Source organism: Spirosoma koreense, from assembly GCF_054777875.1.
Window position 1 is genome coordinate 57009 of record NZ_BAAHAC010000002.1, and the last position, 25894, is coordinate 82902.

General features: G+C 53.0%; 21 protein-coding genes. 14 read left to right on the forward strand and 7 right to left on the reverse strand.

The window, feature by feature from the left end; genetic code table 11:
* Positions 1-174 precede the first annotated feature (174 nt).
* Positions 175-930, reverse strand: coding sequence for an SDR family NAD(P)-dependent oxidoreductase (locus ACYVC2_RS00895; RefSeq protein WP_461100381.1), 756 nt, complete (start codon positions 928-930; stop codon positions 175-177).
* 189 nt (positions 931-1119) lie between these two features.
* On the opposite strand from ACYVC2_RS00895, the gene ACYVC2_RS00900 reads away from it, so the two are divergent.
* The 5 genes from ACYVC2_RS00900 (at position 1120) to ACYVC2_RS00920 (ending at position 6295) form a co-directional block, all read left to right on the forward strand.
* Positions 1120-2283 carry a 3-dehydroquinate synthase gene (locus ACYVC2_RS00900; RefSeq protein ID WP_461100382.1) on the forward strand — a complete coding sequence of 388 codons (1164 nt, stop codon included), beginning with the start codon at positions 1120-1122 and terminating at the stop codon, positions 2281-2283.
* A gap of 110 nt (positions 2284-2393) precedes the next feature.
* The gene (eboE, locus tag ACYVC2_RS00905; RefSeq protein WP_461100383.1) at positions 2394-3626 is read left to right on the forward strand and encodes a metabolite traffic protein EboE; all 1233 of its coding nucleotides are present in this window, start codon (positions 2394-2396) and stop codon (positions 3624-3626) included.
* Positions 3627-3688: 62 nt separating this feature from the next.
* A complete protein-coding gene (locus ACYVC2_RS00910) occupies positions 3689-5092 on the forward strand; it encodes an alkaline phosphatase family protein (protein WP_461100384.1) in 1404 nt (467 codons plus the stop codon).
* A gap of 39 nt (positions 5093-5131) precedes the next feature.
* The gene (locus ACYVC2_RS00915) at positions 5132-5689 is read left to right on the forward strand and encodes a hypothetical protein (protein ID WP_461100385.1); all 558 of its coding nucleotides are present in this window, start codon (positions 5132-5134) and stop codon (positions 5687-5689) included.
* 189 nt (positions 5690-5878) lie between these two features.
* Complete coding sequence (locus ACYVC2_RS00920) at positions 5879-6295, forward strand: hypothetical protein (RefSeq protein ID WP_461100386.1); 417 nt, start codon at positions 5879-5881, stop codon at positions 6293-6295.
* A 7-nt stretch (positions 6296-6302) separates the two neighbouring features.
* Here the strand turns inward: ACYVC2_RS00920 and ACYVC2_RS00925 are convergent, their stop codons facing one another.
* From ACYVC2_RS00925 to ACYVC2_RS00945, 5 genes are all read right to left on the reverse strand, one after another.
* Positions 6303-7772, reverse strand: a complete 1470-nt coding sequence (locus tag ACYVC2_RS00925) for a M48 family metalloprotease (protein WP_461100387.1) — start codon at positions 7770-7772, stop codon at positions 6303-6305.
* Between the two features lie 394 nt (positions 7773-8166).
* Positions 8167-8736 carry a YceI family protein gene (locus tag ACYVC2_RS00930; RefSeq protein WP_461100388.1) on the reverse strand — a complete coding sequence of 190 codons (570 nt, stop codon included), beginning with the start codon at positions 8734-8736 and terminating at the stop codon, positions 8167-8169.
* Between the two features lie 48 nt (positions 8737-8784).
* Positions 8785-9240 (reverse strand): MarR family winged helix-turn-helix transcriptional regulator, encoded by a 456-nt coding sequence (locus ACYVC2_RS00935; protein WP_461100389.1) that lies wholly within the window; start codon positions 9238-9240, stop codon positions 8785-8787.
* Between the two features lie 135 nt (positions 9241-9375).
* Positions 9376-11241 carry a hypothetical protein gene (locus ACYVC2_RS00940; protein WP_461100880.1) on the reverse strand — a complete coding sequence of 622 codons (1866 nt, stop codon included), beginning with the start codon at positions 11239-11241 and terminating at the stop codon, positions 9376-9378.
* A gap of 239 nt (positions 11242-11480) precedes the next feature.
* A complete protein-coding gene (locus ACYVC2_RS00945) occupies positions 11481-12002 on the reverse strand; it encodes a GNAT family N-acetyltransferase (protein ID WP_461100390.1) in 522 nt (173 codons plus the stop codon).
* A gap of 79 nt (positions 12003-12081) precedes the next feature.
* On the opposite strand from ACYVC2_RS00945, the gene ACYVC2_RS00950 reads away from it, so the two are divergent.
* The 8 genes from ACYVC2_RS00950 (at position 12082) to ACYVC2_RS00985 (ending at position 23621) form a co-directional block, all read left to right on the forward strand.
* Positions 12082-12672 carry a Maf family protein gene (locus tag ACYVC2_RS00950; RefSeq protein ID WP_461100391.1) on the forward strand — a complete coding sequence of 197 codons (591 nt, stop codon included), beginning with the start codon at positions 12082-12084 and terminating at the stop codon, positions 12670-12672.
* Complete coding sequence (locus ACYVC2_RS00955) at positions 12669-14216, forward strand: alpha-amylase family glycosyl hydrolase (RefSeq protein WP_461100392.1); 1548 nt, start codon at positions 12669-12671, stop codon at positions 14214-14216. Before ACYVC2_RS00950 ends, ACYVC2_RS00955 begins: the two co-directional genes overlap by 4 nt.
* 165 nt (positions 14217-14381) lie before the next feature.
* A complete protein-coding gene (locus tag ACYVC2_RS00960) occupies positions 14382-15629 on the forward strand; it encodes an efflux RND transporter periplasmic adaptor subunit (protein ID WP_461100393.1) in 1248 nt (415 codons plus the stop codon).
* A 14-nt stretch (positions 15630-15643) separates the two neighbouring features.
* Complete coding sequence (locus tag ACYVC2_RS00965) at positions 15644-18853, forward strand: efflux RND transporter permease subunit (RefSeq protein ID WP_461100394.1); 3210 nt, start codon at positions 15644-15646, stop codon at positions 18851-18853.
* A gap of 27 nt (positions 18854-18880) precedes the next feature.
* On the forward strand, positions 18881-20323 hold the full coding sequence (locus ACYVC2_RS00970) for an efflux transporter outer membrane subunit (RefSeq protein ID WP_461100395.1): 1443 nt from the start codon (positions 18881-18883) through the stop codon (positions 20321-20323).
* A gap of 107 nt (positions 20324-20430) precedes the next feature.
* Positions 20431-20979, forward strand: a complete 549-nt coding sequence (locus ACYVC2_RS00975) for a hypothetical protein (RefSeq protein ID WP_461100396.1) — start codon at positions 20431-20433, stop codon at positions 20977-20979.
* A 142-nt stretch (positions 20980-21121) separates the two neighbouring features.
* The gene (locus ACYVC2_RS00980; RefSeq protein WP_461100397.1) at positions 21122-22054 is read left to right on the forward strand and encodes a M20/M25/M40 family metallo-hydrolase; all 933 of its coding nucleotides are present in this window, start codon (positions 21122-21124) and stop codon (positions 22052-22054) included.
* A gap of 145 nt (positions 22055-22199) precedes the next feature.
* Complete coding sequence (locus ACYVC2_RS00985; RefSeq protein ID WP_461100398.1) at positions 22200-23621, forward strand: arylsulfatase; 1422 nt, start codon at positions 22200-22202, stop codon at positions 23619-23621.
* 91 nt (positions 23622-23712) lie between these two features.
* On the opposite strand, the gene ACYVC2_RS00990 is transcribed toward ACYVC2_RS00985, so the two are convergent.
* A complete protein-coding gene (locus ACYVC2_RS00990; RefSeq protein ID WP_461100399.1) occupies positions 23713-24510 on the reverse strand; it encodes a carboxypeptidase-like regulatory domain-containing protein in 798 nt (265 codons plus the stop codon).
* A 234-nt stretch (positions 24511-24744) separates the two neighbouring features.
* Here ACYVC2_RS00990 and ACYVC2_RS00995 point away from each other — a divergent pair, with 234 nt between their 5' ends.
* Positions 24745-25668 carry an aspartate carbamoyltransferase catalytic subunit gene (locus ACYVC2_RS00995; protein WP_461100400.1) on the forward strand — a complete coding sequence of 308 codons (924 nt, stop codon included), beginning with the start codon at positions 24745-24747 and terminating at the stop codon, positions 25666-25668.
* Positions 25669-25894: the final 226 nt, after the last annotated feature.

The window sequence follows — 25894 nt, forward strand, 5'->3', positions numbered from 1 at the left end:
TACGCTTATAAAAGACTCAGGCACAAGTGTTTATACTATTGACTCTTTGTCCTGCTGACGAAGGAAGCATCTTACAGGCTGTATCCATTAAGATGCTTCCTTCGTCAGCAGGACAAAAGACAGTCACATGTATTTTCTCCGATTTACTTATCGACTGCCAACTCGCTATTCAGCCTACCCTTTCCGGTGGATGGTCGTAGCGGATGCCTGCGCCGATGCCAGAATGGTCAGATCGGCGATGGTAACATTCGCCGGGGCTGTAACTGCGTACACGATGGCATCGGCCACATCGTCGGCCGAAAGCGGAGTGAATCCCTGGTAAACCTTGTCGGCCCGTTCGGTATCTCCCTTGAAGCGCACGACCGAAAATTCGGTCTCAACCGCACCCGGTGCTACATTTGTGACCTTAATGCCGTGTTGCGTCAGGTCGAGCCGCATACCGGTGCTAAGTGCTTCGACGGCCGCTTTGCTGGCACAGTAAACCGCGCCGTTGGCGTACGTCTCCTTACCGGCGATAGAGCTCAGGTTGACGATATGGCCGCTTTGCCGGGTAACCATACCGGGAATAACAGCCTTCGACACATACAGCAGTCCCTGCACATTGCCGTCGATCATCTGATCCCAGTCGGATACATCGCCGTCCTGAATGGGAGCCAGACCATGTGCGTTACCGGCGTTATTAATCAGAATATCGATAGCCCGCCATTCTTCGGGCAGTGTGTTGATGGATTCGTAGACTTCCACCCAATTCCGAACGTCGAAATTAAGCGTGGTGACGTCGGTCTTCGAACTAAACTGCTGCTCCAGTTCATCGAGTCGCTCCTGTCGGCGACCACAGAGAATCAGACGAAATTCGAGATCAGCAAAGGCTTCGGCGGTGGCGCGGCCAATACCAGAAGTTGCGCCAGTGATCAGTGCAATACGGGACATAATATCAGGAAGTAGTTTCGCAAAGATAAATAGGTTGCCAATGGTTTTTTGTTTATCGAGGCTCTGTCTGGCCTAATTGGCCAAAAGGTTGATTTACCCATAATTCCGCCCGAGTCCTAAGGAACCAATACGGATATAATTGTATTTTTAAGAGAGTAAGACAGCTTTATTCAACTGCTTTGCCTATACATGAATCATTTGCATCAGGCGTTCAGCGTCCGGTTTACGTACAACGTTTTTTTTACCGAACAGCTTTTCGACACCACAAACTCATTGTTTGCCGATTTTCTCGCGCAACAAACAACCGATGAAACCCGGAAGAAGCTGCTGTTTGTCATCGACTCGGGAGTGGCAAAGGCGCATCCCGACTTACTCGACGGTATAAAAGCTTATTTTTCACAGCACGCGGCCCACGTTGAGCTGGTTCCTGATCTGCTGGTTATTCCGGGCGGGGAAATTGCCAAAAACGAGCCTGCTTTTGTGGAAAAAATCGTGGACGCGGTGGATCGTTACGGAATCGATCGCCACTCGTATGTAGCCGCCATTGGCGGTGGATCGGTGCTCGACCTGGTAGGCTACGCAGCCGCTATTTCGCACCGGGGCATTCGCCACATCCGCATTCCGACCACGGTGCTGTCGCAGAATGATTCGGGCGTAGGGGTTAAAAACGGCGTGAATTATCGGGGGAAGAAAAACTTCCTCGGTACGTTCGTTCCACCGGTGGCGGTTTTCAATGACAGCAGTTTCCTGGCCACCCTTGACGACCGGGACTGGCGGGCGGGTATTTCCGAAGCCATTAAAGTAGCGCTGATCAAAGACGCCCCGTTCTTTGAGTGGATCGAAGCCAACGCGCAGGCACTGGCCTCCCGCGATATGGACGCGATGCAATACCTGATCCACCGTTGTGCGCAGATGCATCTGGACCACATTGCGGGCGGGGATCCGTTCGAAATGGGGTCGTCGCGACCACTGGATTTTGGGCACTGGAGCGCTCACAAGCTCGAACAACTTACCAACTTCGATATCCGCCACGGCGAGGCTGTTGCCATAGGCATCGCTCTCGACAGTCTGTACTCGCAGCAGTTGGGCTGGCTGACGGAGACCGATACCAACCGCATCCTGAATACGCTTCGGACGCTCGGCTTCGTGCTCTACCAGCCTATGCTCGACACTAACAATAGTGCGGGTGTTCTGAAAGGTCTGACCGAATTCAGAGAGCACCTGGGTGGTAAACTGACCATTATGTTGCTGAAACAGATCGGGCAGGGAGTAGAAGTGCACGATATGGATGCCGATCGGATCCGGCAGGCCATTGCTACACTGAAAAAATATGAGTTGTTAACAACGAATTGATAATATTGATTGAAACACAGAGCGGTCCGCCGTTGCGGCACAAAGAATACAGCGCTTTGCCATATTTCTCTGTGCCGCAACGGCGGACTGCTCTGTGTTCATAAAGCCCTATGAAAACTCCCCTCGGACACCTCAGCTACTGCTCGAACATCCATGCGGGCGAAACCTGGACGGAGCATTTTGCAGCGCTACAGCAGGCCATTCCCGAGTTGAAAAAGCGCCTGTCGCCCGATGCTCCCTTTGGAATCGGGCTGCGTCTGTCCGACATTGCCAGCGAAGAACTCGAACAACCCGAAAACTTAGTCTCGTTTCAGCACTGGCTGGCCGAAAATGACTGTTATGTGTTTACGATGAATGGGTTTCCGTTCGGCGGTTTTCATGACACGGTTGTGAAAGACCAGGTCCATGCGCCCGACTGGACTACCGAAGCGCGAGTCGAATACACCAAGCGGCTGTTTCGACTTCTGTCGGTTCTGCTGCCGGTCGATGAGTTGGGCAATGCTATTCAGGGGGGTGTTTCGACCTCACCGCTTTCGTATCGGTACTGGTTCGAGTGGGAGCAACCGCCCGCCCGAGACTACATTTACTCGCAGGCTACCCAGAACGTGCTTGAGGTGGTGTCCGAGCTGATTCGCCTGCGCCAGCAAACCGACCGCCTGATGCACCTCGATCTGGAACCCGAACCCGACGGGGTCATCGAAACAGCCGACGAATTCATTGCCTGGTTTACGGATTATCTGCTGCCGATGGGTATCGAGCAGATCAGCGACCAGTTTGGCCTGACCGACGAAGAAGCCGAAGCGACCATCTGCGAGCACGTTCGGCTCTGTTACGACGTCTGCCATTTTGCGATTGGCTACGAACGCCCGGCGGAAGTACTGGATAAATTGAAGCAATACGGCCTGCGCGTCGGTAAAATTCAGATCAGCGCGGCTTTGAAAGCAACCTTTCCAACGGCCGAGTCAGAGCGGGCAGCGGTCCGGGATGCCTTCCAGCAATTCAACGAGCCGACATATCTGCATCAGGTCGTTGCCCGCACTCAGTCAGGAAACCTACAACGGTTTCCCGATTTACCCGAAGCGCTGGCGGCTTTCAACGACGATCATGTCGAATGGCGGTCTCATTTTCACGTCCCCCTGTTCGTTGCCGATTACGGGGTTTTACAATCGACCCAGGACGATATTCGGGAGGTTTTGCAACTCCAGGCCGACCGGCGCTTTACCAACCAGCTTGAGGTAGAAACCTACACCTGGGGCGTACTGCCCAACGACCTGAAAAAACCACTGGTCGATTCTATCGAACGAGAAATAAAGTGGGTTTTAACGACGGGATTTCCGGGATGAACCGGATTTATTCTGTAGATTTCCATCATCCCTGTCTAGCTGATCGATCCTCTTAAAAACATATGCAAAAGACCGTAGTACTCGACGTCGTGGGTTTATCCTACTCACTGATCGGTGAACACACTCCTTTTCTGAAACAATGGTTTGCCGGCAAACACCAGGCTACCATCGATCCGATGCTTCCGGCAGTGACCACATCGGTACAGTCGACCTACGTAACGGGCAAATGGCCCAGCGAAACCGGCATCGTTGGCAACGGCTGGTACGACCGGACCGACTCGGAAGTGAAGTTCTGGAAGCAGTCGAATAAGCTCGTAGCGGGGGAGAAAATCTGGGAGCGCGCCAAAAAGCTCGACCCCAGCTTTACGGTTTCGAAAATGTTCTGGTGGTACAACATGTACTCCAGCGCCGATTATTCGGCTACGCCCCGGCCGCAGTATCCGTCCGACGGGCTGAAAATTCCCGATTGCTATACCCATCCCGGTGATCTGCGCGACAGGCTTCAGAAAGAACTCGGCACGTTTCCGCTGTTTCAGTTCTGGGGGCCGGCTACCACCATCAAAAGTAGCCGCTGGATTGCCGATGCCTCGATGCTGGTAGACCAATGGCACAACCCGACACTGACGCTGATTTATCTGCCGCATCTGGATTACTGCCTGCAAAAGTTCGGCGGTCCCGGGTCCGGGCAGGATTTTTCGAAAATTGCCAACGACCTGCGCGAAATCGACGATGTGTGCCGGGATCTGATTCAGTTCTACGAAAAGCAGAATGCCGAAATCATCGTATTATCGGAATACGGGATTACGAACGTAAGCAAGCCTATTCATATTAACCGCATCCTGCGCGAAGCCGGCATGATCCGGTACCGCGAAGAGCGCGGCCTCGAAATGTTCGACGCCGGGGCTTCGCCTGCTTTTGCCACCCCCGACCACCAGATTGCGCACGTTTACATCAACGATCCATCCGTGTTCAGTAAAGTGCGGTCGCTGCTGGAAAACACGCCGGGCATCGAACTGGTGCTGGATAAGGAACAACAGAAGCAGTATCACATCGATCACGAGCGCTCCGGCGATCTGGTGGTTATGGCCGATGCCGATAGCTGGTTCACTTACTACTACTGGCTCGACGATGCCCGTGCACCGGATTATGCCCGTCTGGTAGCCATTCACCAGAAACCCGGCTACGATCCGGTCGAGATGTTCATGGATCAGACCAATCCGTTGATCAAATTGAAAGCGGGTTATAAGCTGGGCCGGAAACTGCTCGGTTTCCGCTACCTGATGAACGTAATTTCGCTGGATGCCACGCTGGTCAAAGGGTCGCACGGTCGGGTCGGTACGGCCCGGGAATACCACCCGGTGTATGTCAGTAGCCAGAACGTGGGTAACTCGCTGTCAGCGACCGATGTATACGACCGAATCTGGGATATGCTGACCGTCAAAGAACTGGAAAAACAGGCGAAGTAGGTTATTGGTTATTTAGCTGAAAGGATGTAATTTACCTCCATGAAAGCCCTTATTGCGCTACTTTTTCTGGCGTCGGCCTGCACGTCGAGTCGGATGCCACCCGTAAACGCGCCTGCTGACGGTGCCGAATATTACCAGGTTGGTCAACCCATGGTTGTTACGCAACCGCGACTCTATCCGGACCCGCAGGGTGGATTAGGCCACTCACAGGACCCCGACATTCGCGTAACCGACATCCGGCTGACGGCCAGCTATACGGTGCTGTACATCACCTTTGGGAAAGATCCCAGCGAGCGGAACAACAATTATTTCGGCACCAGCAGCATCTCCTTCAACCCTAAAGCGGTACTGGCTTCGGCCGACGGCAAGCGCACCTACGCCCTGCTGAAAACGGAAGGAATTCCCATGACCCCCGACAGTCGGGAAATAAAAAATGATGAGAAAGTGCCCTTCATTCTGTATTTCGAGCGGCTGGATAAAGGAGTCGAATCATTCGATTTGTTCGAATGCAAGAGCGATAATACCAATTCGTGCTTCAACGTGGCAGGCATGACTATTCATAACCCCATCGATTCATCGACCTCCTCGCAAAAGTGAATCCGTTTTTTCTGCACGTCTGTACACCGATTTCCGGAATCAGGCGTTAAAAGGGTACTATTCGTTTAGCGTTTATTACCCATTATGCCTCTTTTTGCCTTTATTAATCGTCGAGTACGCGTCTCTGTTTCTTCCCTTCTGTTTCTTACCGGTCTGTTTTTTAGCGCTTTCAGTCTTGCTCAGCTTACGTTGACTTATCGATTGCTGAATGGCTATTTTCTGAGCAACGACGCGACCGTCAACAAAGGAAAGCCGACCTTATTTGTTTTTGAGCAGGCCGACGCGTTCGAGCAGGTGTTCAAACCCGCTTCAACCATGAACAGGCGCCCCGACGTGCCCAACTTTACCAAAGACATGGTCATTGGCATTGCACTTCCGCCAACCAACAAGCCTCCTAAGCTTTCGGTCAGCAGAGTCTTCGTGCAGGATTCGACTCTGACGGTTCGCTACATTCGGCTGGCCGACACGTCGCTGACCAACCACCCGCAATCGTCTACGTCGCAACCGATGCTGCTGCTGGCCATACCGAAACAAACGGTTCTGAAAACCCGGCTTGTTGAGAACGGTAAAGTTGTTACGACACGCCGGAGTGGTGAGGACAAATAGCAACGGCCTATTGGCTGATGATCTTGATCAACGTGCTTCTTGTAACACGATCATCCGCTTTAAGACCATTCAATATACCAGCCTCTTCTACCCGATTGGCGGGCATTCCCAATGTAGTTACCACCTCACGAAACGAACCATCGCGGGGGGCCGATTTCACTAGTACACGTTCGGCTTTACGGTTGAGCTTATCGGGATCGCTGAGTGAGCGAAAACTTTCGGCTACCTGCTTAAACGTGCCAAAACTGGCGTTAAAATCGGCGGCTGTCGCCAGCCCATGCAGGGCATAGATGGCATTGTTGTATTGAATTAGCCAGGTACCAATCTGGAGGGCCGTTTTAGGGTCCTGTTGCTGCTGTTGACCTTGCTGCTGTTGTTGCCGTGAGATGAGTACGTAGGCCGGATTGCCGTTAATAGTCGTTTTAGCGTTCTCCAGTACGTTCAGACTCAATTCCTTTACTAAATTCTGGGCTGCTTCATCCAGCGAACTTCCTTTTGCCAGCATCAGAATCATCGCGGCTTTACCGTCTTTAGCGGCCATCTGAAACTGGCTGGGTGAGTTTTGCGACTGCCAGCCACCCGGTACCGGAAACTGAAACCGTAGTTCGGGATGGTAGAAATAGCCGTTTTCAACAAACCCCTGCCTGGGATCTTCCCCGTACATAATGCCGTCAATCAGGCGTAAGTATTGATCGCGATTTACCTGATAAGAAGATGGATTCTTGACTTGGTAGTCTTTGGCCAGTTCATGGACGCGCGTAAAGCGGTTACCCGGATCGGGGTGAGTCGACATAAACTGGGGTATAGCCTGGCCTGACTGGTCGGAAAGGCGTTTGAGCGTCCCGAAAAAATCACCCATCTGGCGAGCATCGTAGCCAATCTTACTGGAGTATTCGACGCCGAGCTTGTCGGACTCTGATTCGTGGTCGCGGCTATATTTTAGGGATAAAAGGCCCAGTCCCTGCTGAAGCGCTTCGATATTCTGGCCAACAACCTGAGGAGCCAGCACTGCTCCGCCAATGAGGGCAATTGTACTGAGTAACTGGCTTTTCTGCGAGCGGGCGGCATGTTTGGCTGTGATATGACCAATTTCATGCCCCAGTACACCGGCAAATTCAGCTTCATTGTTAAAGTGGGCCAGAATGCCGCGTGTGAAATAAACGTAGCCTCCCGGTACGGCAAAGGCATTAACGATGGGTGAATCAACAATGTAGAACTGATAAGGAAGATCGGGGCGATGCGAAACGTGAGCCATGGCTTTTCCTTTCTCGTTCATAAAAGCCTGTAGTTTTTTATCCTCATATAGCCCCATGGTGGCAACAACAGACGGGTGAGATTCTTTGCCTACGGCAATTTCCTGCTCGGTCGACATTAGGCTAATTTCGCGCTTGCCAGTTACCGGATTACGGGCGCAGGCCCAGACAAGCAAAAGTGTAATGCTACCGGTAAGAAGTCTAAAGTAAGAGTGTGTATACATGGTAGGAGATACAAAATGTGTAAAAGCCTGCTTTTGCCTAACAAAAACTAACAGCTATAAACACGGAATCACCCACTATTTGTTTAATGCGTTTTTAATCTCAGCCGAGGATAGCCACTAAGCTGGACAGCCCTCAGAGAAGCATTATAAAAGGGGCATTCAAAGGCTTTCGATAAAAACGAGTGACAGCTGCGAATGATCGTGGATTCAATGGCCTGCCTGCACAAGCCGCCCTGTGCATGTTATGTTTTAGATTCCCCGAAGAGCGGGATCAAACCAAAAAAATAACCCGCCCTGATCGATCAGGGCGGGTTATTTTTTTGGCAATCAGACTAGATTACTTGATACATCTGTTGGCCCCTGCGGGTTCAGACCATATACGTAACCTTATCAATTAGTTTGCTTTTACTAATTCACCGCTGGCACGGATAGCGATTTCGTCACTAACTACAGCAGCCGGTGCCGTTCCTACGGTGAAATCACCGCGTTTTACTTCACCCGTTACTTTGAAACCTGCCAGGGTTTTCTTGCTTTGTGGGTTCGTGACCGGCCCGGTGATCACTGCATCGAGGGTAACGGGTTTGGTTACGCCATGCATGGTCAGATCGCCCATCAGTTTGTATTTGTTACCCGATACTTTGCTGATCGACTTACTTTTGAACGACAGGTTGGGGTATTTGGTAGCGTCGAAGAAATCGGGGCTTTTCAGGTGACCGTCGCGTTTTTCCTGGTTCGTGTTGATGCTGCTCACATCGGCGGTCAGGTCGATTTGTGCGTCGGTGAAATCGTCTTTCGAGGATGTCATTTTCACGTCGAAGTTCTGGAATTTACCATCGACTTCCGATAGCATCATGTGCGTAACGGTAAAGCCCAGGCTGGAATGCGCCTTATCGAGCGTCCAGTTTTGAGCAAATGCGCCTACCGACGAGAACAACAGGGCAGCAGCCAGAATTACTTTTTTCATTGGTTGTAAACGATTTAAAAAGTATAAAATTAAAGAACAAGTAAGGTACTAAGATCGCATACGATCGAGAAGCTGACTTAGTTGCGTCGCTTCGTCTTCAGACAATTTCAGGCGTTGTAAATCAGACCATTCGTTGATTTGTGCATCCAGTCGGGTCAACAGATCCAGCCCTTTATCGGTGATGACCACATCGACGGCCCGCCGGTCGCTTGGGCATTCGGTTCGCTGCACCAGTTGTTTGGCAACCAGCTTATCGACCAGCCGCGATGCATTCGACATCTTGTCGAGCATCCGCTCAGTAATGTCAGCTACTTTGATCGGATTAGGCAACTGCCCCCGCAAAATGCGCAACACATTGTATTGCTGCAGCGTAAGTCGATATGGCTTCAAGACCCGCGTCTGACTGTCCATAACCCAGTTACTGGTATAGATCAGATTGACCATAACCCGGTGGTACGGCGTTTTGAACGGTACCGTTTGTTTGATGTCAGTTTCAATAGACATGCACAAAGATAATGTAATTGTATTTAATGTTGATACATTATATAAGATTATTTTTTCAGCGATTTCAAGGAATATCCTTTATGACGATCTATGGCCCTTTCCGTTTCTTCCCTGGCCTAACGCGAGAGAAAATACCTATTGATACGGAATAATCTGTGGGGCCGACACGTCGAAGTCGCGGAAGCGTAGGGTAGGCACTCCTTCGAAGGCCTGCCGGAAAGGAATGGTGTTGTTTGGAATATTGGGGTAATAGGCAAAGCGTATCTGAAAACTATTGAACGTCAGGTTCTCGTTTCGCAGCTGAAAGCCGATACCGTAGCCCTGATAAAGCGGTCCGCGCAGCAAAGCACGGTCTGGGAAGTTGACCAGTCCCAGGTTGACGAAGGTGATAAAAGCGACCCGGAAGCCTACCAGATTCAACCGCGAGAATAAGATATTCTGATAATTGATAAACCACCGCTTTGTCCCGCGCAGGGCGTCGCTGTTAACACCGATCCCATCGGTGTTGATCCCATTGCTACTGCTGTTTCCCAGCGAAATGTATTCGTTGGTAAACCGATCGATGCCGGTTGTGTAGCGCGTGTTGAAAAAGTGGCGCATATTTCCCCACTTGCTCTTTAGCAGGGGGCTGAAAAAATTGGATTCCAGCGAAAAAACACCCTGCTCGATAGTCCCTCCCTGGCGACGATAGCCGCCGAGGCTAACCAGTCCGTAGAGATACCCCAAACCGCGGATGTATTTGCCCTGCGAGAAATTGATTCCCATATACATCCGCTGACCCAGTTCGGCATTGTCGAAACCACCGATCGCAACGATCGATTGCCCCACCGGAACGTCCTCCGTTCGGCCGAAGCCATAAATCAGCACGTCGCGGACGTACTTGCGCCGGGAATAACCAACGCTGAACAGGGTCGTACGGCTGTCCTGATAAATCTGATTGGTATCGGCCGTTACATCTGGGCGCTTGAGATATTCGTAGTTGGTGTTTCGCAGGGCAATAACAAGCCGGGACCGGCCTTTTTCTTCCGTGTTGGTTTGCTTGTAGAACAACCGAAACGACCGGCCAATCCAGATATCGGAATAGTTATAGGTGAGCGGAACCAGCAACACACTATCGGCTCGGGTGACAATCCGGTTGTTCAACTGTGTATGATTTACTTCGATTGCGCCGGCGTATTTCATGTCCGGCGTAATAAAGGGGCGGTACAGCTTAAACGATACCTGTTTCAGATCCCGCAGATACAGCACATTAGCCTCGGCCGTCGTGAAGGTTTTCCCGATAAACGGTACTTTGTAGCGACCCTGATACTCGGCTTTCTGACGCGGATCGGTTCCGGAATAGGCGAACTGCGCAAAGAGCTGATGACCGAGCCCCCGAAAATTGACCTGATCGAAGCCCACACTGAAATTGGTCAGTCCGCCCACTCCGCCGTTCGGCGACAGCGACCAGACGTCCTGTGTAATGACGTATACATCGACAAACTGCTTGCTGCCCGGCCGGGGCACCACCAGAATCCGGGCGTCGTGGAAAATGGACGTACTCCGTAATAAACGCTCATTATCGCGCAGTACGGTCGGGTTCAACACATCCCCCTGTTGAAACAGCAGATACGAATTCCGGATGATGTGTTCGCGGGTGTTGGTGTGAAATTTATTTCCCGTGCGCTCGATCCAGTTGGCGGGTTTTCGCAAGGTGTCGTAAACTGTCTGACCAAACACCGACAGCCTCCGAATATAAATATCGCCAATGATACGGCCTTCAAAGGCGCTAAACGGGTTGACTTCGATCTGGTTCACCTCCCCGGTTTTGATCTGGCTATTGTATACATCCCGAAACAGCGCATCGTAAATCTGGCGCGTCAGCCGGCGCTTATACATACTGGCTTTCAGCTTGGTATAAAAAACACTGTCGCGCTGCATGAGTATACTGTCGGCGGTTTCTGTCGACAGCGGAGTAGCCAGTGAATCGGTGGCCCCCCGCTCTTCTGTCTGGGGTGTCATTACCCGGATAACATTGGGCGACAGTTCTTCGGCGGGTTTGTTCGCTGGCTTGGGCGGGGCCGTTTCCTGTTGGCCCAAGGCCGATAAACAACATCCGATACACAGCACCAGACACGCCACTAAGGGGCGCCAGCCTGATAAAAAACCGCTCGGATGTAGTAATTTCATGGGTACTTAAGAACGAAACTTAGAGCTTATTCGGTCTAAAAGGTTTAATAATAACTGTCAGCATCAACGAGTTAGATAACTAATTGTTTCTGAAGCCAGAAATCCCGCTGCCGCTCGGAGCCGAACTGAAAATAATGGTAGCCAAATCGGGTAAAACCCATTCTTTCGTAGAACGCAATGGCTCGTTCATTCCGCTCCCAGACGCCTAGCCACACGGCAGCATAGCCCTGCGTCTGGGCCCAGTCGAGACAGTGTTCCATCAGCAAACGCCCCTGCCCCTGCCCTATCTGACGCTGCGACAGGTAAATCCGTTGGATTTCGACAGCATTTCGTTCGGTCATTCGACGCGGTGGTGCATGTCGGCGTAGCTTGGCATAGCCGATCGGGGTTCCGTCGGGCTGTTCGAGCAGAAAAAACGTCGCGCGTGGATCCGCCAGTTCGGCGGTAAGGGCCGGCACCGAAAAAGCCGACTGAATGTACTCTTCGACCAGGTCAGTAGGGTTGTACGGTGGTCCGAACGTGTCACGCATGGTAGTAGCCGACAGTTCCGTCAGTGGCGCTGCATCGGACGGCGTAGCGAGTCGAATGGTCATGATAATCGTGTAAGGAACTGACTAATCTACGTAAAAACCCCGGCTTTGGGTTACTTTTGTGATTCGTTCGCCTGATTGTATGCTCTCCTTACGGTATCCACTTGTGCTGGCCTCGGGTTCGCCCCGCCGAAAGCAGTTAATGACCGACGCCGGCTTTATCTTTTCCATCGAAACCCGCCCTACCGACGAACTCTTCCCGGCGACCATGCCCGTCGACGAGGTAGCCGAATACTTGGCCCGCCAGAAAGCCGAACAGTTTCAGCCGGATTTGGGCAGTCGGATTGTGCTCTGTGCCGACACGGTCGTGATCATAGACGATCAGATTCTGAATAAGCCACAGGACGAAGCGGATGCCCGCCGAATGCTCCGGGCGTTATCCGGACGGGCGCATCGCGTACGAACGGGGGTTGCCATTCTCGCACCGGACGCTAACAATACCCCCTTCATCCAGTCATTTACGGATGAAACAGTCGTTCAGTTCGTTGCACTGACCGACGACGAGATTACCTACTACCTGCGCGAGTGCAAACCGTTTGACAAAGCAGGGTCGTATGGCGCCCAGGATTTCATTGGGCTGGTCGGTATCGAACGGCTCGAAGGATCATTTTATACGGTGATGGGCTTACCGACACACCGGGTTTACCAGGCATTGAACCAGTTTAGTTTGTGAAAAATCAGTTCCATCCGTCGGCTGCAACGCCGGCTTCGTTAGCTCTAAATTCAGCGGTTGGCCATACGGGTGTTCATTATGAAATCTTCGTTCGTTCGTTTGCCGATACCAATGGCGACGGCATCGGCGATCTGAACGGCGTTACCAACAGCCTCGACTACCTGAAAGACCTCGGCATATCGGCGATCTGGCTGATGCCCATCAGCCCGTCACCTAGTTACCATAAATACGACGTAACGGATTATTACGGGATCGATCCGGAATACGGCACGATGGCCGATTTCAGACGCCTGCTGGACGAAGCACACCGGCGCGACATCGCTGTCATCATCGACCTGGTCATTCATCACACCAGCCTCCAGCACCCCTGGTTTCGCGAAGCGGCTAAAGGTCCGGCAAACCCATACTGGAATTACTACAAGTGGCTTCGCCCCGACGAAATTCGGAAGCGCAAACTGGCGACCCGCGACATCACCGCCGATTCGGGCGAACGCAGCCCGTGGCATTCGGTTCGCGGGGCGAGTTACTCAGAGCAGTACTATGGGATGTTCTGGAGCGGCATGCCCGACCTGAATTTCGATCACCCGCCCGTTCGGGAGGAAGTTTTCACCATTGCCCGGTACTGGTTGAACGAGGTTGGCGTCGATGGCTTCCGGCTCGATGCGGCCCGGCACCTCTACCGCGAAGCTGAAGAACCCAAAAACCATGCGTTCTGGGAAGAATTTGGCCGACAGGTCGAAGCGGCCAAACCCGGTGCCTATACCGTCGGTGAAGTCTGGACGCGTCCCCAGCATATCGCGCCTTACTTTCGGGGCCTGAAAGCCAACTTCAATTTCGACCTGCGACTGGTGCTGGAAGAGATCGTCCGCAGCGAAGACGATACCGAAGAGCTGATCGAGTTTCTGGCGTATGTGCACGGCTCCTTTTCCAGCGTCAATCCGCAGTTCATCGACGCGCTGATTCTTTCGAACCACGATCAGAATCGCATCGGCAGCTTATTGAAGGGAAATATTGATCACCTGAAAGTAGCCGCGAATCTGTTGCTGACCCTGCCTGGATTACCGTATCTCTACTACGGCGAAGAAATTGGCATGCTGGGCCTGAAACCCGACGAAAACCTGCGCGAACCGTTTCTGTGGGACATCCGCGCCCGCGACAAGCAGCGCACCTCCTGGCGACGGGGCCGGTACAGCACGAGCCTAACGGTTCGGCCATTAGCCGTTCAGCAGGCCGATCCGGCGTCACTTTTCAATCACTACAAGCGGTTTATTCAGTTTCGCAACAGCCACCCCGTGCTGAACGACAACCTGAGTCGGTTGTACCAGTCAGGCATTCGGCAGAAAGGTACGGTATCGTTTATACGTCAGACTGAAAATGGACAACGGGTTTTGATACTCCACAACCTGACCAAGGCCCCTATTGAGATGGTGTTCTCGCCGACCGAGGAATGGTGCCAGAGCGTTTTGTTTGAGACAATTCCGGGCAGTTCACTAGCAAAAGACCGCGTACGGGTTCCCGCTTATGGGTGTATTGTATTAGAATAAAGCTAGTATCAACTACTGGCTCATAGAAAACTAGCCAGGTTACTCAGCACCAAAATTCCCCCTTCGCCGACGCAAACGCCGGACTCATCGGTTTTTAACCGTTTACTAATAACCGCCAGTGGCTTTCAGTGTGTTATCCAGTATCCGCAAAGGAGAGGATAAAGCATGAAAGCGTTTTCCACATACACACAGAATATCATCCATTGTCAGTGGCTGCTGGCGGTTTGTGCATCGGTCGGTTTGCTGGCAGCAGGCTGTACGGGTCAGGAAAAGAAAAAGGGAGGGCAGGCTGACTCTACGGCGCTCAGGCAACCGAAAGCCTATTCGGTATTGACTGTTGTTCCTCGCAAAACCGTTCTTTACGTCGACTTTCCGGCGATCATCCAGGGTGAACAGAACGTCGAGATCCGGCCTAAAGTGGACGGGTTCATTGAGGCTATTTACGTCGACGAAGGGGCTACGGTCACCAAGGGCCAACGGCTTTTTCGTATCAACGCGCCCCAATATGCGCAGGACGTACTGACCGCGCAGGCGGGGGTCCGAACGGCCCAGGCAGATGTCAGTTCGGCATTGCTGGCTGTCGAGAAAGTGCGCCCACTGGTCGAGAAAGACATTATCAGCAAATACGAGCTGGAGTCGGCGCAATATACACTGGCCTCAAAAAAAGCTGCACTCGCTCAGGCGCAGGCCGCGCTGGCCAATGCCCAGACCAACCTGGGCTATACCAACCTGGTCAGTCCGGTCAGCGGTATAGTAGGAGCTATCCCCTACAAAATTGGGAGCCTGGTCAGCAGTACGACCACGAATCCGCTGACCACTATTTCCGGAATCAGTGAGGTCTATGCGTATTTCTCGATCAACGAAAAACAGCTGCTGGATTTCACCCGCGACGTCAGCGGCAATACGCTTCAGGACAAGCTCGCCAAGTTACCAGACGTACTGCTGCTGCTGGCCGACGGGTCACAGTATGCCTACAAGGGTCGGATAAAAACGGCAATTGGGCAGATCGATACCCAAACGGGGTCGAGTAATTTTCGCGCTACCTTTCCAAATCCACAGGCGCTGCTGCGAAGTGGCAATAGCGGCACCGTACGGGTTCCGCGGTCCATCGACTCAGCGTTGGTCGTGCCCCAGAGCGCTACGTATGAGCTTCAGGATAAACGGTTCGTGTATGTAGTTGCCCCGAACAATGTGGCTAAGAGCACACCCGTAACCGTAACGCCCATGCCCGACGGACAAAATTTTGTTGTCCAGAAAGGCCTAAAAACGGGCGACAGAATAGTGCTCGATGGGGGAGCCGGTCTGAAAAATGGCGCATCCATTAAGCCCAGGCCAGCATCGCCAGCCAATGTTTACAGAACGACACCCCCGGTCAGCGCTACACCAACGACCGCTGCAAGCTCAGAATTATAAACCAACCTTGTCTTATGCTTCGGATATTCATTGAGCGCCCGGTCTTGAGCACGGTTATCTCCGCCCTGATTGTTTTGCTGGGAATTCTGGGAATGGTAAAACTGCCCATTGCGCAATACCCGGATATCTCGCCCCCAACCGTACAGGTTTCGGCGTCTTACAGCGGTGCCAATGCCGATGTGGTGCTGAAAAGCGTGATTGTGCCGCTGGAAGAGCAAATCAACGGCGTGGAGGGCATGACCTACATGACCTCATCGGCCACAAACGATGGTGCGGGCAGTATCAGCATCTACTTTGCGGTAGGCACCGATCCGAACCAGGCGGCCGTCGATGTACAGAACCGGGTGTCGGCGGCTACCAGCCTGTTGCCACAGGAAGTAACGCAGGCCGGGGTTACGGTTCGGAAGCAGCAGAGCAGCAACCTGCTGATCATGTCGATCTACAGCGATGACCCGGCCTACGATCAGACGTTTCTGCAAAACTACGCGGCCATCAACGTCATTCCGCAGTTGCAGCGGGTAAACGGGGTTGGAGCGGCCAATGTATTTGGTTCGGCCAAAACGTATTCGATGCGTATCTGGCTGAAACCCGATGTCATGTCGATTTACGGCATCACCCCCGCCGACGTCTCCACAGCGCTTACTGACCAGAACGTCGATGCGGCACCTGGTAAGTTTGGCGAAAACGATAACCAGGCCTTTCAGTACGTCATTCGGTACAGTGGGCGGCTGCAATCGACGGAACAGTTCGGGGATATCATCATCAAGACGACCACAAATGGTCAGTTGCTGCGGCTCAAAGACATTGCCCGGATCGAGCTGGGTTCACAGACCTACACTAGCTTTACGACCACCAACGGCAAGCAATCGGTGGGTATTTCGGTAAGCCAGACGCCCGGTTCGAACGCCCGCGATGTAATCAATAACTCAAAGAAGGTGATCGAGTTGGCGGCCAAGTCGTTTCCGGCTTGGATCCACTTCGTGTATCTGGTCGACATCAACCAGTTTCTGGATGCGTCCATCAGTAAAGTGCTGCACACGCTGCTGGAATGTTTTGCGCTGGTGTTTCTGGTCATCTTTATCTTTCTGCAGGATTTCCGCTCGACCATCATTCATGGTGTTTCGGTGCCTGTAGCCATCACCGGCACGTTTTTCTTTCTTTATCTATTCGGCTTTAGTATCAATCTGCTCACCCTATTTGCCTTGGTGCTAGCCATCGGGATCGTGGTCGACGATGCCATTGTGGTGGTCGAAGCGGTTCATTCCAAGCTGGAAAGTGGTTATAAATCGCCCCGCAAAGCAGCCATCGACGCGATGAGCGAAATATCGGGCGCCATTATCTCGATTACGCTGGTCATGGCTTCGGTCTTCTTGCCCGTTACGTTCATTACCGGGTCGGCGGGGGTCTTTTATCGGCAGTTCGGCATCACGCTGGCCGTCGCTATCATTATTTCAGCCGTCAACGCCCTCACACTTTGCCCGGCGCTGGCTGCGCTTTTCCTGAAGCCACCGCAGCACAATGACGACGCCAAACCGAAGAATTTATTACAGCGGTTCGGCGTCGGTTTCAACGCGGCTTACGATGCGCTTACGACCAGATATACCAAAGCCGTCACGTTTCTGTCTACCCGAAAATGGATCGCGCTCGTGGGTATCGGGGTCTTCGCGGCTGTGTTCTACTCACTGTTCCGTACGACGCCTAGTAGCTTCGTTCCGAAGGAAGACATGGGTACCATTTTCGTCAACATTACCCTGCCACCAGCCTCTTCCATGGAGCGCACCACAGCCGTTGCCGATAAAATAGACGCCATAGCGCACACCATCCCCGAAGTCCAGAACAGCCTGCGGAACCTCGGGCAGAACTTTGTGGCCGGAAATGGGAGCGCCTACGGCCTGATCATTCTGCGGCTGAAGCCCTGGGATGAGCGTCCTGGGGTTACGGACGACGATGTGATCCGGGAGTTGAAGCAGAAAACCGCAGGCATCCGGGAAGCGGATATCGTTTTTATTCAGCAACCGACCATTACCGGCTTTGGTACCAGTGGTGGCTTTACGTTTCAGGTGCAGGATAAAGGCGGGCATTCTACCGATGACTTTTACAAAGTGACGCAGAATTTTCTGGCTACACTGAACAAACGTCCTGAAATTCAGTACGCAACGACTTCGTTCAACCCAAACTTTCCGCAGTATCAGCTGGATGTCAATGTGGCGAAATGCAAAGAAGCCGGGATTACGGTGGGCGACGTGCTGAATGCCATGCAGGTATTCTACGGCAGTTCGTACGTATCCAACTTCAACGAATTCGGTAAGCAATACCGCGTGATCATGCAGGCCGATACCAGCTACCGGGCGAGTCCGGAAGGGCTCAATAAAATTGACGTCCGAACGGCTTCGGGCACGATGGCTCCGATTACTGAATTTATCAGCCTCAAGCGCATCTACGGACCGGAGAGCGTTTCGCGGTTCAATCTGTTTTCGTCGATGTCGGTCAACGGTTCGCCGAACCCGAACTACAGCACCGGTCAGGCGCTGCTGGCGATTCAGGAAGTAGCCAGCCAGACACTGCCCGCTGGCTACGGATTTGAGTACTCGGGCATCAGCCGGGAGGAGCAGAACGTAGGCTCGCAGACGCTGTATGTGTTCGTGTTATGTCTGGCGTTTGTGTACCTGCTGCTCAGCGCGCAGTATGAAAGTTACCTCCTGCCGTTTGCCGTTCTGTTTTCGCTGCCAGTGGGCTTGTCGGGGGTGTACGCTTTCGCACGGCTGTTCGGCCTCGACAATAACATTTACATGCAGATCTCGCTCATCATGCTCATCGGACTGCTGGCCAAAAACGCGATCCTGATCGTGCAGTTTGCCGTCGAACGGCGCCAGAGCGGGATGGACTTGCTGGAATCGGCCATTGAAGGAGCTAAAGCCCGGTTACGACCGATTCTGATGACGTCGTTTGCCTTCATCTTCGGGCTCTTACCCCTCATGTTTTCGAGCGGAGCGGGGGCGCAGGGAAACCGGTCTATCGGGACAGGAGCCATTGGCGGCATGTTGTTCGGCACGTTACTGGGCGTGTTTTTTATTCCTGCCCTGTACGTCATTTTTCAGGGATTACAGGAAAAAATCAGTGGCCCGCCGGGTCGGTCTGAGCAGGACGAGGCCGATGAACCAACGCCAGAAACAGGTCAGCAAGCGCACCCGGCCGGTCAGGATTCCAGACCGATGAACGTATAGTGGCCGGTTTTAGAAACAGCACATACCATGAACACAACACAGATCAAATCGCCACTGATCTCTCTGCTACTGGGGCTTTTGCTGGCTTCCTGTAGCGTAACAAAACCGTTTGAACAGCCGGCGCTTCCGGGCAACAGTCTATACCGGGGCGCAAAAACAACCGATTCTACGACGCTGGCGTCGCTGCCCTGGCGGCAAATGTTTCCCGATACGGTTCTGCAGCGACTGATCGAGCAGGGGCTTCGCAACAATCTGGATGTAAAAATTGCCGTAGCCCGCATGCAGGCGGCCCAGGCTGACCTCCAGCAAAGTAAGCTGGCGTTCTTTCCAACGCTTAGTACCAACGCGGCTTTTACCCTATCCAAATCGTCGTCGGCACAGTTGCGGGCGCTGAATATTCGCAATGCCGAATCCGGCTCCAATACGGTCAGCACGACGTCTATTCCAACGATTCATCAATATTCGTTAACCGCCAGCACCAGTTGGGAGGCCGACGTCTGGGGCAAACTGCGCAGCACGAAACGAGCCTATCTGGCGGCTTATCTGCAAAGTGAAGCCTACCGACGCGCCGTACAGACCCAGTTGATTGCTGACATTGCGACGGATTATTACGCACTGCTGGCCTACGACAAACAACTGCAGATTACGCTGGAAACCGTCGAAAATCGAAAAACCGACGTGGAAACGATGAAAGACCTGAAAGTGGGGGCCATCGTGACCGGTGCCGACGTCGTGCAGAGCGAAGCTAATCGCTACGCAGCCGAGGTAACCATACCCGACATTCGGCAGAACATCCGGCAGACCGAAAACGCGTTGAGTCAGTTACTGGCCATGCCGTCCGACAGCATTCCACGGACTCAGCTCGACGCGCAGCAACCGGTTACGTCCTTACAAACGGGACTTCCGGCGCAGCTGCTCAGTAACCGCCCCGATGTTCAGGAAGCGGAGTATTCGTTTCGAAATGCGTTTGAGCTGACCAACGTAGCGCGTACGTATTTCTATCCGGCCCTGACCATTACCGGAACCGGCGGCTTTGCCACGGCCAACACCCTGACGGGCTTTTTTGCCGGAACGTTCTACGGCAGTTTGATCAGCGGACTGACGCAGCCCATTTTCAATCAGGGTATCAACCGGCAACGGCTCGGTCGGGCGCAGGCGGCCCAGGCGGAAGCATATTATACCTATCAGGCCACCTTGCTTACCGCCGGTCAGGAAGTTTCCAATGCGCTTTACTCATATCAGATGGCCGTCGACAAAGCGAACATCCGGCAACAGCAACTGGCCGCTCTGGAAAAAGCCGTGTCGTATACGAAAGAATTGCTCAAGTACACCGCCAACACCAATTATACGGACGTGCTGACCGCCGAACAAAACCTCCTGGCCACCCAGTTGAACGGAATCAACGACCGCTTACAGCAGCTCCAGGCGACCGTAACCCTGTACCGGGCACTGGGCGGTGGCTGGCGATAGTAACGCGAAAAGCGTGGATTAAGCCTTTTCGCCACGTTTGCCCTCTTTCCGAAGTATAGGTAACTACTTGCCATCGACGAATACACCCAACTAAATTTTGCTTCGCTATGAAAAAAGTCCTGATTATCCTGAGCCTGCTGACCTTCGGCGGGCTCTGCCAACCCAGCCATGCGCAGGTCAATGTCAACATAAACATTGGCAACCAGCCCATCTGGGGCCCAACCGGCTACGACCACGTGGATTACTACTACCTGCCCGATCTGGACATTTACTACTATGTACCCCTGCAGCAATGGGTTTATTTCGACGGTCGGCGCTGGGTCACTACTACCGTTTTGCCACCCCAGTACAGCCAGTATGATCTATACCGATTGCATAAAGTAGTTATCAACGAACAGCAACCCTATCTGCGAAATGCGGTCTATAAGGCAAAATACGCGTCGTTCAGAGGCAAATATGACCAGCAGCCCATCCGCGACAGCCGCGATTCGAAATACTACGTCATCAATAACCATCCTATGCATAACCAGGTCGCCAATCGGGGTAGAGAAGCGCGACCTGGTAATCGGCCGGCGGCCCAGGCTCAGTCGGGACGGAGTGCCCACCACCAGGAACGCAACAATCGGCCTCAGGGTGAGTCACGTGGCCCGCGCTAGTTGAAAAGGCCCTTGAAAAACGCCTGATTTTGCTGGTCAAACTTGCCAAATCAGGCGTTTTCCTTTGCAGACGCGCCAACAAATCCTTTTAGGAAATAGCTTTGCACCGTCGGCTGGGTCTGCCGGGAATGAAAACAGCTTCATGAAAATCCGTCTGCTTTTCCTGTTGATATTGCCAGCTCTGCCACTCTTTGGACAGGAGCCCTCTGCCAAACGAATAACTCAGCATATCCGCTATCTGGCCTCCGACCAGATGCAGGGCCGGGGCACAGGTAGCCCGGAAAATGCCAAAGCTACCCGTTACATTCGGAAGCACTTCAGAAAATATGGCCTGACACCTTTAGGGACCACTGGGTATTATCAGCCCTTCACGGCAAAAATCCGCCGGGTTGTTGTGCCCGACAGCTTGCGCGAAGCCCGAAACGTCATTGGCTTTCTCGACAACGGAGCCCCTTATACGATTGTGATTGGGGCCCACTACGACCATCTGGGGTTGGGCCGACAGGGTAGTTCGCTCGATTCGATCCCACAGGGGAAAATCCATAACGGTGCCGACGACAATGCGTCGGGTGTCGCGGGCCTGCTGGAACTGGCCCAGTATTTCAGTAAAAACGGCGTGAAAGAAGCTTATAATTTTCTATTCATGGCCTTCGGTGCTGAAGAATTAGGGTTGCAGGGTTCGCGCTACTACCTCAATAACCCAACGCTACCCCTCGACCGGATGAATTTCATGATTTGTATGGACATGATCGGTCGCTACAATTCGCAGCGCGGAGTCGGTATCGGCGGCTATGGCACCAGCGATACCTGGCCAGCCGTTTTCAAAGGGGTGGAAAGTACGATCAAGTTTTTCACCGATCGGGCAGGCAATGGTGGCTCCGACAATGCCGCCTTCTACGCCAAACAGATTCCGGTTCTGTTTTTCCATACCGGTGGTCATCCGGATTACCACAAACCCACCGACGATCCCGAAAAAATCGACGCTGTCTCAGAAGAAGCCATCCTCCGGTTGGAAATCAGGTTGCTGGAGAATGCCATGAAGCAGCCAAAAATGACATTCACCGCGGTTAACTAGCGCAAACGGACTTATTTTCCGATAAGATTGACATGATTCTATTAGCTACCGTCGCGAACCAATCCTGTTCATCCGAAGCGTCGGGCCGGCTGTCAATCCTGTCGAAAAAACTTACCTTAACCGGTTTTATCAAAGCAATACGTCTATGAACCGATTCCTCACGCTTATCCTCCTGCTCTGTTGTATCGATAGTCTGGCGCAAACCCGCGCAACCGGCCGTCCTAACATCGTTTTTATTCTGGCCGACGACCTGGGCTACGGCGACGTGGGCATCAACGGGCAGAAACTGATCAAAACTCCCAACATCGATCGGCTGGCCAGAGAAGGTATGCAGTTTACGCAATTTTACGCCGGAACGTCGGTTTGTGCGCCGTCGCGGTCGTCGCTCATGACCGGGCAACACACGGGGCATACCTACATCCGGGGTAACAAAAGCGTGGAACCCGAAGGGCAGGAACCCATTGCCGACTCCGTCACGACGGTGGCCGAGCTGCTGAAGCGGGCGGGTTATATAACAGGCGCTTTCGGGAAATGGGGACTGGGGCCCGTCGGCTCCGAGGGCGACCCGAACAAGCAGGGCTTCGACCGATTTTATGGTTATAACTGCCAGTCGCTGGCGCATCGGTATTACCCCGATCATCTGTGGGACAACGATCGCAAAGTCGTTCTGCCGGCCAATGAAAACCTGCGCCAGACCAACGAATACGCGCCCGACCTGATCCAGAAACAGGCGCTGGATTTTCTGGATGCCCGCAACGGCAACCAACCGTTTTTTCTGTTTTTGCCGTACATCCTGCCCCATGCCGAACTGATGGCCCCCAACGACAGCCTGCTGGCCTATTACAAAGGCAAATTTCCGGAGAAGCCCTTTAAAGGAGCCGACTACGGACCGGATGCCAAAACGGGCGGCTACGCATCGCAGGCTTATCCGCACGCCACCTTTGCGGCTATGGTTGCCCGGCTCGACCTGTACGTTGGGCAGGTAATGGCGAAACTCAAAGCCAAAGGGCTCGATCAGAACACACTGGTTATTTTTACCAGCGACAACGGCCCCCACATCGAAGGCGGAGCTGATCCGGGCTTTTTCAACAGCAGCGGTGGCTTTCGGGGCGTAAAACGGGATCTGTACGAAGGCGGCATCCGCGAACCTTTCTTTGCCCGCTGGCCAGGAGCGATCAAAGCCGGGTCGCGCAGTGAGTACGTGGGTGCCTTCTGGGACCTGCTTCCGACGTTTACCGAACTGGCGGGTGCTCAAACACCCGCTCACCTCGATGGGTTGTCGCTTGTTCCGTCACTTACGGGCAAAGGTGCGCAGAAAAAACACGATTACCTCTACTGGGAATTTCACGAAAACGGCGGGCGGCAGGCTATTCGTCAGGGCAACTGGAAAGCGGTTCGTTTACAGGTTTCGACCGACCCAAACGGCCCGGTCGAGTTGTATGATCTGGTCAAAGACCCGGCCGAAGCTCATAATCTGGCAAGTCAATATCCCGACAAAGTCAAAGAGTTGAGCCAACTGATGAAAAAAGCCCATATCGATTCGCCCCTGTTTCCCTTTGGCGAGTAGGTTCTATTCTTAGGCCGGAGCCGTGCTACGGTTTCTAACGACGTTAGAAACCGTAGCACGGCTCCGGCCTAAGAAAGAAACCAGAAACGTATTAATGGCGATTCGTAAAGGCCACACCCATGTTATTAGCGCGGGTAGCCGATTCGGTTCCGACAAAGTCCAGCGTCACCGACGGTTGATAATTGAAATCCTCTCCGCCCCAGGCATCGCAGACCAGCAGTTGTTCGCCCGTGGGTTTGTAAACCGCCGTGATTTTGTAGCGGCCCATGGGAATGTCTTTGATCAAATCGTCGTACCGCTTTTTGGCCCGCAATTTGAGTACACTGCCGGCCGAACCATCGATGAGCGGACCAACGGGTGTTAGGGTGAACTCGACGTTTTCATTATCCCACAGGCCATCTGCATTCAGATCGCGGAACATTTCCATCGTACCACCGTAGTACAGATCCAGACTCAAATCGGGGATGTGACCCGTCAGTTTCCATTGAAAATTGCGAACGGGCTTTTCGTCGCTTGTAAACGGATCGATATTTTCCGGATCAAGGGCGATCTTATACACATGGTCGTTGTATTGTTTCAGGATAAAGCCTTTAGCGATCCATTCGCCGGCAAATTCAACCAGTTGCACTTTATAGGTGCCGTCGGCAGCAGTAGTAACCTCCGGCCCATCGCCGGTAAAGACGGTATGATCGACAAAAATGGTGGCGCGTGGCAGTGGTTTACCCTGCGGGTCCGTTACTTTCCCAATCAGATACCCTTCTTTACCGCTACCACCGCCGGAGTTAGGAGCGTCCGGATCGACCGATTTTTTAGTACAGGCCGTCAGGGCCGATAAGCTGCCGGCGAGTACGAAAAAAGCCAGGGCGAGTGAACGTAGTGAATGCATCATGTTCTTGTGTATTTGTTGTTTGGCAGGTCAAAATTGCCCGCTTCAGACAAGATTTTCTACGGGGTATGGGCTGAGCTGCACCAAAACCGGCACCAGTTGGAGAAATGCCGATGTCAATTGCGAAAGTTGTTACCGAAACATATCGAATCAGTTTTCCTGCCCATCGACTTCATCGAACGTGAACGGTAAACGTCTACAGTTTATCTTTGCCCGATTTATCGCGACACTGCTCTCATGGCCCAATCCCTCAGCGTCCGCCATCTGGTGGGTATCAAAGACCTGACCGAGTCAGACATTCAACTCATTCTGGAAACAGCCAGGCAGTTTAAAGAAGTTATTAACCGCCCCATCAAGAAGGTCCCCTCGCTGCGTGACATTACCATCGCCAACGTCTTCTTCGAAAACTCGACCCGAACCCGCCTGTCCTTCGAGCTGGCCGAAAAGCGCCTGTCGGCCGATGTCGTTAATTTCTCAGCGTCAGGCAGTTCGGTAAAAAAAGGAGAAACGTTACTGGATACGGTCAACAACATTCTGGCGATGAAAGTCGATATGGTGGTGATGCGGCACAGTAGTCCCGGCGCTCCGCACTACCTGACCAGGCACATCAAAGCCAATGTCGTCAATGCGGGCGATGGTACACACGAACACCCGACGCAGGCGCTGCTGGACTCGTTTTCCATCCGTGAAAAACTTGGCGACGTAGCAGGCAAACGCATCGCGATCATCGGCGACATCACGCATTCGCGCGTGGCCCTATCCAACATTTTCTGTCTGCAAAAGCAGGGAGCCGAGGTGATGGTATGCGGCCCGAAGACCCTGATTCCCAAGTATATCGAAGCCCTGGGCGTAAAAGTCGGACACGACGTGCGGGCGGCTCTGGCCTGGTGCGACGTAGCGAACGTCCTGCGGATTCAGTTGGAGCGGCAACAGATCAAATATTTTCCGTCGCTGCGGGAGTATTCGCTCTACTTCGGTATCTCAAAAAAGATGCTCGACGATCTGGACCGACCCATTGTACTGATGCACCCCGGCCCCATCAATCGGGGGGTTGAATTAACTTCCGATGCCGCCGATTCGTCGCACTCGATCATCCTGGATCAGGTCGAAAACGGGGTAGCCGTCCGAATGGCCGTGCTGTATCTGCTGGCGCAGTTGTAAGGTGAATCGAACTGCCCTACGCTACGATCAGTTCAACGGGATACAGCCTAAATTTGCTATCGTCAGAAATCGTCGACCATGACTGGGCAAGGGCCTGGGCAATAATGAGTCGGTCACCTGGATTATGTTCAGTTCTGCCAGATCTTCGAGCAGCCGATGGGCTTTATGATCGGGTATTTCGGCGGGCCCTGTTTTCAGAGTCGACATGAAGTTTATTCCCTGACGT